Source organism: Prevotella sp. P6B4, from assembly GCF_000619985.1.
Lineage (GTDB): Bacteria > Bacteroidota > Bacteroidia > Bacteroidales > Bacteroidaceae > Prevotella.
On record NZ_JHVE01000018.1, the window covers coordinates 46,269 to 59,742 of the forward strand.

Annotated in this window: 11 protein-coding genes; 7 read left to right on the forward strand and 4 right to left on the reverse strand. The window is 45.7% G+C overall.

Translation table 11 applies throughout. From position 1 onward, the window contains the following. The first annotated feature begins 9 nt into the window (after positions 1 to 9). The 5 genes from dcuC (at position 10) to T491_RS0111825 (ending at position 6,749) form a co-directional block, all read left to right on the forward strand. Complete coding sequence (gene dcuC / locus T491_RS0111805; protein WP_028904071.1) at positions 10 to 1,380, forward strand: C4-dicarboxylate transporter DcuC; 1,371 nt, start codon at positions 10 to 12, stop codon at positions 1,378 to 1,380. Between the two features lie 4 nt (positions 1,381 to 1,384). Continuing rightward, positions 1,385 to 2,530: a beta-aspartyl-peptidase gene (iadA, locus tag T491_RS0111810; RefSeq protein WP_028904072.1), complete on the forward strand. Its 1,146-nt coding sequence runs from the start codon at positions 1,385 to 1,387 to the stop codon at positions 2,528 to 2,530. After that, the gene (locus T491_RS0111815; protein ID WP_028904073.1) at positions 2,527 to 4,851 is read left to right on the forward strand and encodes a M14 family zinc carboxypeptidase; all 2,325 of its coding nucleotides are present in this window, start codon (positions 2,527 to 2,529) and stop codon (positions 4,849 to 4,851) included. The genes iadA and T491_RS0111815 overlap by 4 nt, the downstream gene beginning before the upstream one ends. A 70-nt stretch (positions 4,852 to 4,921) precedes the next feature. Next, the gene (locus T491_RS0111820; RefSeq protein WP_028904074.1) at positions 4,922 to 5,944 is read left to right on the forward strand and encodes a sugar kinase; all 1,023 of its coding nucleotides are present in this window, start codon (positions 4,922 to 4,924) and stop codon (positions 5,942 to 5,944) included. 70 nt (positions 5,945 to 6,014) lie between these two features. Further along, positions 6,015 to 6,749: a porin family protein gene (locus T491_RS0111825; RefSeq protein WP_028904075.1), complete on the forward strand. Its 735-nt coding sequence runs from the start codon at positions 6,015 to 6,017 to the stop codon at positions 6,747 to 6,749. 76 nt (positions 6,750 to 6,825) lie between these two features. Here T491_RS0111825 and T491_RS0111830 read toward each other — a convergent pair whose 3' ends face one another. Genes T491_RS0111830 through folP form a run of 4 tightly spaced genes read right to left on the reverse strand, consistent with a single transcriptional unit; the run spans position 6,826 to position 10,701 of the window. Beyond that, entirely contained in the window at positions 6,826 to 8,019 is a 1,194-nt protein-coding gene (locus T491_RS0111830) for an acetate kinase (protein ID WP_028904076.1), read from the reverse strand. 31 nt (positions 8,020 to 8,050) lie between these two features. Further along, positions 8,051 to 9,061 (reverse strand): phosphate acetyltransferase, encoded by a 1,011-nt coding sequence (gene pta, locus T491_RS0111835; RefSeq protein WP_028904077.1) that lies wholly within the window; start codon positions 9,059 to 9,061, stop codon positions 8,051 to 8,053. Between the two features lie 41 nt (positions 9,062 to 9,102). Further along, complete coding sequence (gene cdaA / locus T491_RS0111840; RefSeq protein WP_028904078.1) at positions 9,103 to 9,882, reverse strand: diadenylate cyclase CdaA; 780 nt, start codon at positions 9,880 to 9,882, stop codon at positions 9,103 to 9,105. An 18-nt stretch (positions 9,883 to 9,900) separates the two neighbouring features. Further along, positions 9,901 to 10,701 (reverse strand): dihydropteroate synthase, encoded by an 801-nt coding sequence (gene folP, locus T491_RS0111845; RefSeq protein ID WP_028904079.1) that lies wholly within the window; start codon positions 10,699 to 10,701, stop codon positions 9,901 to 9,903. A 91-nt stretch (positions 10,702 to 10,792) separates the two neighbouring features. On the opposite strand from folP, the gene T491_RS0111850 reads away from it, so the two are divergent. Together T491_RS0111850 and T491_RS0111855 are read left to right on the forward strand one after the other, a co-directional pair. Continuing rightward, positions 10,793 to 11,302: a hypothetical protein gene (locus T491_RS0111850; protein WP_028904080.1), complete on the forward strand. Its 510-nt coding sequence runs from the start codon at positions 10,793 to 10,795 to the stop codon at positions 11,300 to 11,302. Further along, positions 11,299 to 13,473 carry a WG repeat-containing protein gene (locus T491_RS0111855; protein WP_081773365.1) on the forward strand — a complete coding sequence of 725 codons (2,175 nt, stop codon included), beginning with the start codon at positions 11,299 to 11,301 and terminating at the stop codon, positions 13,471 to 13,473. The genes T491_RS0111850 and T491_RS0111855 overlap by 4 nt, the downstream gene beginning before the upstream one ends. Position 13,474 lies beyond the last annotated feature (1 nt).

The window sequence follows — 13,474 nt, forward strand, 5'->3', positions numbered from 1 at the left end:
GTTTCCGTTATGTTATTGTTCCTTATTTCCCTTCTTTTTGTTTGCTTGACAGCAGTAGCCCTGATTCGGAAAATCAATCCGCAGGGCATACTGCTAGCAGCAGGCATTGGCATGTGTATCATAGCACTGGCATTTGGAGGTCACGAACTCGAGCTCAAGACCTCAACAGGTAGCGCAATCTTCAATTTCATTAAATTGATAGAAGAAACCTTCTTATCAAACATCAGCCGTGCAGGACTCATGATTATGACGATAGGTGGCTATGTGGCTTTTATGAACCATATCAACGCTACACATACCCTTGTCAGGATATCCATGAAACCTTTGGCTTTCTTCCGCAAGTGTCCGATGCTGGCTGCCGTGCTGACAATCCCTATTGGACAGCTATTGTTTATCACTACACCCTCGGCTACAGGTCTGGGGTTATTGTTGGTTGCATCTGTCTATCCTATTCTGAACAGTCTGGGTGTAAGCAGACTGACGGCGCTATCCATGATTGCAGCCACAACGATTTTCGATCAAGGCCCTGGTTCAGCAAACACTGCTTTAGCTTCTGAACTGGTAAGTGAGAACAATGTAGAGTATTTCATCACCCATCAACTGCCATTGGTATTACCAACCAGCTGTATCGTCATGATCACATTCTATTTCTTCAATCGTTATTTTGATAAGAAAGACCAACAAGCTCATACATCAGAGACATACTCAACAGCTGTGCCGGAAATACAAGAACAGGTGCCTGCTTATTTCGCCCTATTCCCTGTCATGCCATTGGTATTACTGGTACTGCTCTCTCCTTATGTGGGACTGGTAGAGCATATCCGTATGAACACAACAATAGCCATGTTCTTCTCATTATTGGTGGTTCTGTTCGTTGTGGCTATCCAAAAGCGAAGTGCCAGAAAGGCATTTGAGGCTTTCTCTGCTTTCTGGAAAGGAATGGGGAACGTATTCGGAAGCGTTGTAACATTAATAGTCGCATCAGAGATTTTCTCTAAAGGCTTGATTCAGATGGGCTTTGTTGATAGTCTGATTACCTATTCTACGCAAATAGGATTGACAGGGGTGTTGATTGCAATCTTGTTTACAATCGTCATTTTCTCTGCAGCCATGCTTATGGGCAGTGGAAACGCAGCTTTTTTTTCTTTCGGTCCATTGCTACCAGAAATGGCCCAACGATTAGGAATGCCTGCCATTTCGTTGGTTCTGCCTATGCAGTTGGCTTCGAGCATGGGACGCGCCGCATCGCCCATAGCAGGTATTATCGTAGCCATTGCCGGTGTGGTCGGCGCTTCTCCCTTGGAACTGGCTAAACGTAATACCATGCCATTAATTATCAGTATTACCAGTCTATTAGTGTTCCACTTTATCATAACATAGTATAATGAACTTCAAAATAATAAAGAATGCCCGCGTATATGCACCACAGTATAGAGGCCTGTGCGATATTTTTATTGCGGGCGAGAAGATTGGACTCATCCAGGAACATATCGATATTGCAGCGTTACCTGTTGAGGTGATTGATGCCGAAGGTAAAATTGCCACACCTGGATTTATTGATCGTCATGTACATATAATCGGTGGCGGAGGACAACAAGGATATGCGTCACTTGTGCCGGAGGTAACAGTCAGCGAACTGGTAAGTTGTGGCATCACAACGGTTGTTGGTTTGCTGGGCACTGATGGATATTTGAAAGATTTGAACTCCCTTTATGCAAAGACGAAAGCATTATGCCAAGAGGGACTTTCTGCCTATATGCTGACCAGTTTTTATGGTCTCCCTGAGCGGACCTTAACCAATAGCGTTGCTGAAGATCTGATATATATAGATAAAGTTATCGGTTGCAAGTTGGCGATGAGCGATGACAGGAGTAGCTTTCCTACTGAATTGGAGATCCTACGTCTTATCAATCAGGTACGTCTAGGCGGGTTTACATCGGGAAAAGGAGGATTCCTGCATATTCATTTAGGCAATCTGCCAAGTGGCATCAGCCCCTTGCTGCATATCGCCAAGAGCTATCCCACACTCATCAGATATATATCGCCTACCCATATGATAAGAACTGAGGAACTGTTTCAACAGTCTGTTGAATTTGCCAAGATGGGCGGTTTCGTAGACTACTCTACAGGGGGCACACGCTTTAAGAGTCCGCATGCATGCGTATTAGACGCCAGGCAGTTGGGAGTACCTCTTCATCATATCAGCTTCTCAAGCGATGGTCATGGTGGCGTGCGCAGAGTGAACCCAGAAACAGGTGAAGTCACTTATCGACCAGCTCCCTTAGGACTGAATCTGAGCGAGGTGTCAATCCTGAATCAGGAATGCGACATGCCACTTGAACAAGCTATCACGCTGATAACCAGTAATCCTGCCACTCATATGAATCTGTCAGGAAAAGGCAGACTTGAAGACGGATATGATGCAGATATCTGTTTTCTTGATGATGAGCTAAGGCTGACGGATGTGATATCAAGAGGCGAGTTGATGATGAGAAATTGCGAAATAATAAAGAAAGGACGTTACGAATGAAACTCAAATACAATTACTTACTATTATTAGTCTTGTTATTCCTGCCTGCAAATGCCTCTTTTAGTAAAGAGTTGCTTTCAAGTGGTGAGGGCGTGTTTAAGTTTGATGGTTATGCACCATTTGCTGACAGACCTGTGGATGTACACTATTATATCCCTCTTTCAGGCAATCAGCGTGATATGCCCATTATCTTTGTGTTCCAAGGGGCGGACAGAGGTTACAAATATCTGATTGAAGCCTGGAAGAAAGAGGCTGAAGCCCGAAAATTTATGGTATTTATACCACAGTTTGATCAGGACAAATATCCCAATAGCGACTATCAGGAGGCTGGCATCATGGATAAACAACATCTTCATCTTAAAAGTCAGGAGGCCACAACGCCTCCATTGATTGACAAGATGTTTGAGTATGTTCAGCAACACACTTCTACTGCACAGAAGACCTATCGCATTTATGGTCACTCAGGTGGTGGACAGTTCGTACAGCGCTTTATGCTCTTCCATAATAGTCCGTATGTTGACAGAGCTGTTATCGGTAGTCCCGGATGGTACACTTTCCCTGATTTTACACAAAATTATCCTTACGGCATAAAGAATGTTCCACAGGTTACATCCGAACAAGTACGGCGTTATTTTGGCAAGGATATTATCGTGCAGCTTGCTACTGGTGATACACTTCGTGAGAGTTTCCTACGTAAGACACCTGAAGCAGAAGCGCAAGGACGCAACAGGTTAGAACGTGGACATCAGTTTTTTAAGTATCTACAGACAGTAAGTCAGCAGAAACAGATTCCGTTACGATGGAGAAAAGTAGTAGTACCTGATGTAGCTCATAATTCGGTTGAGATGGGGATGGCAGCCATACCATTGCTCTTAGAACCGTCATCTGTAGCATATCAAACACCTTCACAGACAAACAAGTCCTCTGAATTTGCTACAATGTCTCAACTAAAACAGTTCTATTCTGACTTAATAGATACATATCCTCATAAAATACAGATAGAGATCTTGGGGAAGACACCGGCTGGCAATGATATTCCTGTATTATACTTAGGAAATAAGCACGAGAAGTCACTAAAGATATGGATTCAGGCCGGTTTGCATGGTAATGAGCCTGCAGGACCAGAAGTCGTGGCATTCCTAACTAAGCACCTGCTAAGCACAGATGAAGGAAAACAGATATTAGAGCATATGAGTATCTGTATGGTACCGGTTGCAAACCCTGACGGTTATATACTGCAGAAAAGGGTGTCTGGCAGTGGTTACGACTTAAATCGTGACATGACAAAACTTGCTGATCCAGTTTCCATCTTGTTGAAAAGCAAATACCTGTCGTGGCATCCTGATGCAGCCCTGGATATCCACGAATACAATCCCATAAAACATGAGCTATTGCAAATAAATGGACATCCGATGAGTCTGATGCAGGATGTACTATTATTGCCCAGCGGGCATCTGAACATCCCCTCACCATTGCGAACATTCACGAATCAGCAGCTCTTCCTGTCATTAAGTGCAACAGCCGAAAAGATGGGCTATACCTGTGGTCCGTATTTCACACCAAAAGTTATTGATGGCCAGCTATTTGCCATACAAAATGCCAAAAGTCCACAATCGAGTTCCACATGGAACGGATTGAGTAATGCGGTATCCTGCTTTATTGAGATAAAAGGTATAGGTATGGGAAAAACGTTATTTGACAAACGGGTAGATTGCGGTTTCACTATGGCAAAGGAATTTCTGAGTTTCCTTACTTCGCATGTAAATGAAGTAAAAGATGCTGTTCAGAAGGCCCGTGATATGACCTGTCAAGGTCTGGAAGATATTCACATCGTTATGCAACCTGTCACCACTACCCAGCAATTTAGTTTTTGGGATGAGCAAGAAGGGGAACAGGTTGAAATTCAACTGCCCGTTTTGGACGCAATGAATATGAAAGCTGTCAGAAGCCGTAAGCGCCCTTTTGCATACTTGCTTGACGCATCATGCGTGAAGGTTGTTGAGAAGCTGAGACAATTAGGAGTCCAAGTGACGACGTTGGAAAAAGCACAGACATTCAATGTGGAAGCATATGAGGTACAATCCTACTCTATAGCACAGAAGAAATGGGAAAGAATCAACCCCGTCACAATAAGGACACAAACCAAGACATTCAGGAAGAAGTTCCCAGCATCAACCTATATGATACCTACCCATCAAGTTCAGGGCAATCTACTGGTAACAATATTAGAACCCGAATCCAATAATGGATTTGTGAACTTCGGTGTTATACCTGTCGACACAACACATCATACGGTTCCCATCTTCAGAATGTTCAAATAAAATTAAAGTAACATGATGTCTATTTGAATTAAAATATGTATCTTTGCAGCGGCATAAAGGATAGACTAACATGAAAAGGAAGAAGATTGTAACTTTCGGCGAATTGTTGCTCAGGTTTTCGAAACCAGGGCAACTACGATTGACTCAGGGTGATTTGTTTACCAGCAAGTATGGTGGAAGTGAGGCTAACGTGGCTGTATCATTAGCCACACAGGGCGAGGATGTGACTTATATCACACGACTGCCTGACACGCCAGTAGGACACGCAGGGGCCATGAATCTGGCTCAGTTAGGTGTTGATACCAGTCAGGTTCTCTATGGCGGACAGCGTATTGGCACTTATTACTTTGAGCCAGCAGCCGGTATGCGTGCAGCCAAGGTCATCTATGACCGTAATGGATCGGCTTATTCTGACCTGAAGCCCGGCATGATTCCCTGGCGTGAGATACTGAAGGACTGCAATTACTTCCATGTATCGGGTATCACAGCGGCCATCTCGCAACAAGCAGCCGATGCTACTTTTGAGGCGCTCGACGTTGCCGACGAGTTGGGTATTACGGTTTGCTTCGACATTAACTACCGCAAAAACCTGTGGAAGTACGAAGGTGCTGAGCCACGTAAAACCCTGAGCCGCATGCTGTCGCGATGCGATATGATGTTTGGCGACGCCATCGAGTTCGACTGGCTGTCGCAGCATCCACAGCCACCATTCACGGCTACCGACTCGAACTTCACCATGCAGATGAAGGAGTATGGCGAGTGGTTCGACGAGTTGCATGCTGCTTATCCCAGAGTAAAACACTGGATGATGGGTATGCGTAATATCGTGAGCTCGAACCATCACACCCTGACGGCCCTGCTTTATACTGACGGTACACTACTACAAGCACCAATCATGGATATTCCTGATGTTGTAGAACCTGTAGGCGTGGGCGATGCTTTTATGGGTGGATGGTTGCACGCTATCAGTCTTTTCCCTGATGACATGCAGAGGCAGCTGAACTACTCTTTGGCAGCCGCCGCCCTCAAGAACACTATCCCTGGTGATTTCAACCTCTCGACCGAAGAAGAAATTCTTGATGTGAATATTTAACATTTCTTCATGCAGTATTTGGACTTCTTTATCGTTTAATGGGTAAAGAAGTTATTAAAAATGCAGTAAAATGAAAAAACTGAAGGCATTTCTGATTATGATGATGGTTGCAACGACCAGTGCTGCAAAAGGACAGGATGTAAACTGGCAGGTCCGCATAGGTGGCGGCATAGCATGTTTGTTTGGCGGTGTATCTGACATCGATGAGCGTACCGGATTCCACGTCGGAGGCGGAGCAGATATCAGCTTGTCGAAAAACGGCGTATTCAGATTACAGCCAGAACTGCGATTTGAGCGTAAAGGGTGGCAGTTCGACGGGTACTATGGTAACGAGCAGATTATGGAAGCACATTTCAAGACGCGTCTCGACTATCTGGAACTGCCAGTGATGGCTGCAGCCCGCCTGCGATTAGATGGTCAATGTTTCCTCACGTTCAAAACAGGAGCCTACGTCGCTTATGGTTTACAGGGCAAAACTCATATGAACATACCCAATACAGATTCAGGGAAGACCTTCAATCAGAACCACTTCAGCAAATCCTGCGATTTCCACGGCATGGTCTACGATAAGGAGAGCCGTAAGGTGGACTATCCGAAATTTAATCGTTGGGATATAGGCGCCATTGGCGGCATCGACCTGACATTTAATCATATCATCATCGGTGGTGAAGTTTCATACAGTCTGAAGCGTGTATGCGAATCGGGATTCATCGGGGATCCTGTCAGCAATATCACTACACTCATTCTTACAGGTGGCGGGCCTAAGAATATGTCAGCAAGTATTTCGATAGCCTATCAATTCTAACTTATTACAAGTAGTTTCTATGAAATAACAATCCCCGCCGGTTGGCGGGGATTGTCTATTACAGAATATATCTTATTTACTTCAGAAGATTCATAGTGTCGGTAGCAATCATCAGCTCCTCGTCGGTTGGGATGACAACAACCTTCACCTTTGAATCGTCGGCAGAGATGACGGCCTCTTCACCACGAACGTTGTTCTTCTCGTCGTCGAACTTCACGCCCAGGAACTCCAAGCCCTTGCAAACCTCTGAACGCATAGAGATCTGGTTCTCGCCCACACCGGCAGTGAACACGATGACATCAACGCCACCCATAGCGGCAGCGTAAGCACCGATATACTTCTTGATGCGGTAGAAATACATCTGCTGAGCCAGCACAGCCTTGGGCTCACCAGCCTTGGCAGCATTCTCTACATCGCGCATATCGCTCGAACCGCCAGTGATACCAGCCACACCACTCTTCTTGTTGAGCAGGTTGCTCATGCCATCGGCATCGAGACCGAGCTTCTTCTCAAGGAAGGTAACTGCACCACCGTCGATATCACCAGCACGTGTACCCATTACCAGACCCTCGAGTGGGGTAAGACCCATTGAAGTATCGATACACTTGCCATCCAGAACTGCAGCGATAGATCCACCATTACCGATGTGGCAGGTAATCATCTTAGTACCCTCGGCCTTAATACCCAGGAACTCGCAAGCACGAGCTGATACGTAACGGTGAGAGGTGCCGTGGAAACCATAGCGACGCACACCGTACTTCTCGTACAACTCGTAAGGGATAGCGTACATATAAGCCTGGGCAGGCATGGTCTGATGGAAGGCTGTATCGAACACACCTACCTGAGGCAGACCAGGCATCAGCTCCTTCACAGCATTAACACCCTTCAGGTTAGCGGGGTTGTGCAGTGGAGCCAGATCAGAGCACTCCTCGAAGGTCTTCAGAACCTCGTCGGTAAGAATCACACTCTTATTGAACTTCTCGCCGCCGTGCACCATACGATGACCTACAGCATCGATCTCCTTCAGATCTTTGATCACACCGATTTCGGGATCGGTGAGCAGAGAGAAGATAAACTTAACACCCTCGGTATGCTCGGGGATATCGTGCATAATCTGCTTCTTCTCGCCATTGGCCAGCTTTACCTTTACAAAGGCATTGTCCAAGCCTACACGCTCAGCACCACCACTGGTCATCACGCTCTTATCATCCATATTATACAGGGCGTACTTGATAGATGAAGAGCCACAATTCAATACAAGAATCTTCATATTTAATGTTTAATCTTTAATATTTAATGTATTACTTCTTGGCATCCATAGCCTGACAAGCTGTGATGGCAATCATGTAGTAGATGTCATCAACAGAGCAACCACGCGACAGGTCGTTAACAGGACGTGCGATACCCTGCAGGATAGGACCGATAGCGATAGCATCGCCCAGACGCTGTACCATCTTATAACCGATGTTACCTACCTCGAGGTTAGGGAATACCAGAACGTTAGCCTTACCAGCGATATCAGAGCCGGGCGCCTTCTTGGCACCTACTGAAGGAACCAGAGCGGCATCGGCCTGCAGTTCACCATCGATCTTAAGTGCTGGATCGAGTTCCTTAGCCAGGCGGGTAGCCTCAACTACCTTATCAACTACCTCGTGCTTAGCTGAGCCCTTTGTTGAGAAGCTGAGCATAGCCACACGTGGCTCTGCAAAACCAGCCACGCTCTTAGCAGTCTGAGCGGTGCAGACAGCAATCTGTGAGAGCTGAGCAGCATCTGGCATTGGGGTAACAGCTACGTCGCCTACTACCAACACGCCATCCTCGCCATACTGCTTCTGCTTAGAGATGAGCAGCAGACCACCACTAACACAGGTGATACCAGGCTGGCACTTGATAATCTGCAATGCAGGACGCAGTGTATCGCCAGTAGTAGAGAGTGCACCAGAAATCTGGCCATCAGCACCTTCGGTCTTGATAATCATACAACCGAGATACAGAGGATTCTTAATGAGCTTACGAGCCTCCTCGATGGTCATACCCTTGCTCTTACGAATCTCAGCCAACTTTTCAGCCAGCTCTTCACTCTTGTCGTAGTTTTCAGGGTCAATCAAGGTTGCCTTACCAATGTTTTTCAGGCCCTTCTCCTGAGCCAGAGCCTCTACCTTAGCAGGGTTACCAATCAGGATAATGTCTGCAAGGTCATCACCCAAAGCCTTATCGGCTGCACAGAGTGTACGCTCCTCTTCTGCTTCAGGGAGCACGATGCGCTGCTTATCACTTTTAGCACGCGCTACAATTGAACTTAATAGATCCATAACTTTGATTTGTTTTAAAACGTTATATATATGATTCCTTTTTATTCTAACTCTTTTGTCAGGAAGCTCTCTAACTCCTCGGCCGACAAACGCAAGCGGAAATGCCCACCTACGGCAATAGAGATACAACCAGTCTCCTCAGACACAACAACTGCCACAGCATCGCTCTCCTGTGAGATACCCATTGCAGCACGATGTCGCAGGCCTAACTCCTTGGGAATATCCATATCATGGCTCACAGGCAGGATACATCCAGCCGCCTTGATACGTTTCTTGGAGATAATCACCGCACCATCGTGAAGTGGCGAATTCTTGAAGAAGATGTTCTCAATCAATCGTTGATTGATGTTCGAATCTATCAGATCGCCTGTTCCAGCAACCTCATCAAGGGGCATCGTACGCTCTATCACAATCAATGCGCCCACCTTACCACGACTCATATTCATCGCAGCCATCACAATCGGCATAATCGTTTCCTTAAGGGCTCGCTTAGTCTCTTCACCATCAATTTTCGAAGAAAACAGCTTAACAAACGCCCTCATACGTCGATGCGCCCCCACATTATAAAGGAACTTGCGGATTTCGTCCTGAAAGAGTACAATCAGTGCGATAACACCCACACCAACCAACTTATCGAGGATTGAGCCCAATAGGCGCATCTCAAGGACCTGCGACACAAATAGCCACGTGATAATGAACACCAGAATGCCAATGAACACATTCAGTGAACGTGACTCTCGCATCAGCCTGTAGATGTAGTAAAGTATCATCGCTACAAGCAGAATGTCGACAAAATCCTTAATTCCGAACTCGAAAAGCATGCTTACCTGACGATTTGACTATTTCATGTTTTGACCTTTTAACGCCTGCATCATTCTGACGCACTCCACAGCCTGCTTCACATCGTGAACACGCAGGATGTCAGCACCCTTCATCAGCGATACGGTATTGAGCATTGTCGTACCGTTTAGAGACTCCTCAGGTGTAATACCCATTAGCCTGTATATCATCGATTTGCGCGAGATGCCTACCAACAATGGCAGTTCCATCACTTGCAAACGTTCCATCTGATTCATGATCTCATAGTTCTGCTCGAGGGTCTTGCCGAAACCGAATCCCGGATCCAGAATAATATCACAAGCACCAAAGTCACGCAACTGCTGTACCTGACGTGCAAACGACATCAACATCGTTTTCAGCGTAGGCTGCTGCGACATTAATATATAAGGTACGTGCAATCTTGACACCAACCGATACATGGTCTCGCAGCCCTCACTTACATCGTTGATGATGTCGGCCCCATACTCCTCGACCGTCATTCGAGCCACATCAGGGCGGAAGGTATCTACCGAGATGACTGCATCGGGCAACTCACGGCGGATAATACCCAATCCGAAACGCAGACGTTCCATTTCCTCGGCCTCAGTGACCTCTGTTCCACCCGGACGGGTTGAATAGCCACCTACATCAATCATGCTGGCACCCTCGTCGACTATCTGATGGCAACGCCGCACGATTTCACTCTCCGTCTGCACGCGACTGCCTGCATAAAAAGAGTCGGGTGTAACGTTCAGGATACCCATCACCTGAGGGGTGCTGAGATCCATTAACTTACCTTTAAGATTCAGCGTATAGTCCATATCAGCGACAAAGGTACAAAAAAAACGTCAATCAACGCTTATTATTCTATAATATTTTGTTTTTTTGATGAAATATAGCTATCTTTGCGGCATGAAAGCAAGACTTCTGCTTATTCTCTGCTTGACAGTCATGCTCACCATGACAACACAAGCTGATACAACGTCTATCAATCTCGACACGTTGTACCAGAGCTACATGACCGATGATGTCAGGCATCAGCTCGAACAATTCGACCGCTTAAGAGTACAGCTGGAACAACAGGAAGCAGAACGCGAGCGTCGCCAAACAATCTGGTACATCGTTGTCGGCATCTGTGCTTTATCAGCGCTGACACCCACCTTTGTAGTCTTCGGCAAGTTCCGTAAAAGTCTCAAAGATCGTCCTTCGAGAACCAACATCATGAAAGCAGCTGCCATCACTCTGGGTGGAGGACTTGTCATCTTCCTCATCGACATCGTGTGGTTCTACTTCACGTTTGAAGCCAGCCACCAAGAGCAGCGCCTGCTATTTTTCCTCATCCTCTTCGTCTTAGGCATCGCCCTATGGATATACACCAAGAATCTGAACAAAGGCAACTCTAACGAAACGAATAAACAATGAAAACAAGAATCACTTTACTCATGATGCTGATAACAGTCGCTATAGCGGCTGTAGGACAAGATGTGCAGACTGTCATGGAACAGCTAAAAAAGAAATACAGTGAATTCTATGTCACTTACGAATCAGATAATGGCGGATGGTTTAAGGTTGCAAAGACTGAAAGAGTCTACAATGCCAATAGGACTGAAATCACCAAAGTGATACCTTATTATGGTGCATGCGATAAGAACGGCAGGGAACTGATTCCGCCTGCATGGAAAACACTGAGTCGAATTGGCAATATGTTTATCGTAACAAATAAGAACGGATGGTATGGTGTTCGTGGCTTGCATAACGAAGAAATACTGCCATGCAACTATTCAACTATCATGTCCTTTTATTATAAAGAGTACGACGTACCCTGCTTTACCGTACAGATGAACAAGAAATGGGGACTCTACAACCTCAATAGCAGAAAGTTAGTCGTACCATGCATCTATGACGAAATAGATTACGACATAAGGATTGCTCATTTTATCTTAACACAGAATGATTATAAAGGCATCTGCAATAACGAAGGACGTATCATGGTTGCTCCCAACCTTTATACTACTATTAATACATGGTATGCCAAAAGTTCCGGAGGTTACTTCTTGGTCAAGATCGGTGACAAGGGTGGCGCAATGGACAAGAACTTCAAGTTGGTCATTCCATGCGAGTACGACTTGGACACAGGTCTCTTTCTCAAAGAACTGATGGACTCTCCATTGATGAGGGTTGAGAAGAACGAGAAGGATGGTGTGTACGACATTTCGAAACAAAAAGAGGTTGTTCCATGTATCTATGACGATATAGACATGGACGAATTACGAAATGGTAACAGCTTTATCATACATCGCCCAAGTGGTGCAAAAGGCCAGCCAGGAAAGGTAGGAATTTTTGATGGTAAGGAACTAAAAGAGATCCTTCCATGTGGCAAGTATCCATACATCAAGAATTACAACAAGGAAAAACAGACCGTTATCGTATGCAAAGGTTTGGAATACACATATGATGAAGACAACGACAAATACACCATCCGGAAACAAGGGAAATGGGGTGTTTATGATTTAAAAAAGAAAAAGGAAATCGTTCCTTGTAAGTACGACCTATTGAAACAAGAAGAGGACGGTGTATACGCCTTTAACAAAGGCTGTGTCATCAGCATTAAGGACGACCATGACGACTTTGTTTATTACGAAGGTGGAAAATGGGGCTACATCGACGCCATGTGCAATGAGATCGTTGCACCACAATACGATCGTGTGTTCGACTTCAAGGATGGTGTTGCACAAGTTGTAAAGGATGGTGTGAACGCCTTCTTAGAACACCCTCTGAAAGGAACTAGTCTGAAGCTGGCTAATGGTGGCGATGGATCACCCATCGACAAGGATATCCCTACCACAAGCAAAAAGAATGAGAATCTGTTTGCCTTCATTATTGCCAATGAGAACTATACTAATTTCAAAGGAGCCGACTACTCCATCAATGATGGTAAGGTGTTCGCCGAGTACTGCAAGAAGACCTTAGGCGTACCTGAGCGCAACGTGCGCTACTACGAGGATGCCACCTATGGCAACATGTTAGGCGCCGTAAAGAAGTTACAGGACATTGCCGACGTGTACGAGGGCGATGCACAGATTATCTTCTACTATTCTGGTTTAGGCGCTACTGACGAGAAGACCACAGAGCGCTACCTGCTGTCGACCGATGCTTCGATGCTGGCTCTCGACAAGACAGGCTATGAAGTAAAGAACCTGCTAAGTACTCTTAATAGCGCCAATGTACAGAACATGTGGGTTGTCATTGATGCCCCATTCTCCAATCTCGACAAGAACGGTCAACCACTCACAGCCAATCGTGGTGTAGCCATCAAGGCCAAGGATGTATCTGCCGAAGGCAAGACCATCGTCACCATGTCGTGTGATGGCAACCAGACAGCCTACTCCAGCAAAGACTATGGTCATAGTCTGTTTACCTACGCATTGTTAGAGAAGTTACAACAGAGCAAAGGCAACTGCACCATCAAGGAGATGACTGATTATGCTACCAGTTGGGTAAAGAAGAATGCCATGTCGGCTTACGACAAGATGCAGACACCCAAGGTGATCGTATCCGATAAGATATCCGCATGGGATAAAGTTAAATTCTAAA

Coding starts and splice junctions, on each gene's coding strand:
- dcuC (WP_028904071.1), top strand. CDS start 10: ATGTTATTGTTCCTTATTTCCCTTCTTTTTGTTTGCTTGACAGCAGTA.
- cdaA (WP_028904078.1), bottom strand. CDS start 9,882: ATGCTTTTCGAGTTCGGAATTAAGGATTTTGTCGACATTCTGCTTGTA.
- T491_RS0111855 (WP_081773365.1), top strand. CDS start 11,299: ATGAAAACAAGAATCACTTTACTCATGATGCTGATAACAGTCGCTATA.
- T491_RS0111830 (WP_028904076.1), bottom strand. CDS start 8,019: ATGAAGATTCTTGTATTGAATTGTGGCTCTTCATCTATCAAGTACGCC.
- iadA (WP_028904072.1), top strand. CDS start 1,385: ATGAACTTCAAAATAATAAAGAATGCCCGCGTATATGCACCACAGTAT.
- T491_RS0111850 (WP_028904080.1), top strand. CDS start 10,793: ATGAAAGCAAGACTTCTGCTTATTCTCTGCTTGACAGTCATGCTCACC.
- T491_RS0111825 (WP_028904075.1), top strand. CDS start 6,015: ATGAAAAAACTGAAGGCATTTCTGATTATGATGATGGTTGCAACGACC.
- folP (WP_028904079.1), bottom strand. CDS start 10,701: ATGGACTATACGCTGAATCTTAAAGGTAAGTTAATGGATCTCAGCACC.
- T491_RS0111820 (WP_028904074.1), top strand. CDS start 4,922: ATGAAAAGGAAGAAGATTGTAACTTTCGGCGAATTGTTGCTCAGGTTT.
- T491_RS0111815 (WP_028904073.1), top strand. CDS start 2,527: ATGAAACTCAAATACAATTACTTACTATTATTAGTCTTGTTATTCCTG.
- pta (WP_028904077.1), bottom strand. CDS start 9,061: ATGGATCTATTAAGTTCAATTGTAGCGCGTGCTAAAAGTGATAAGCAG.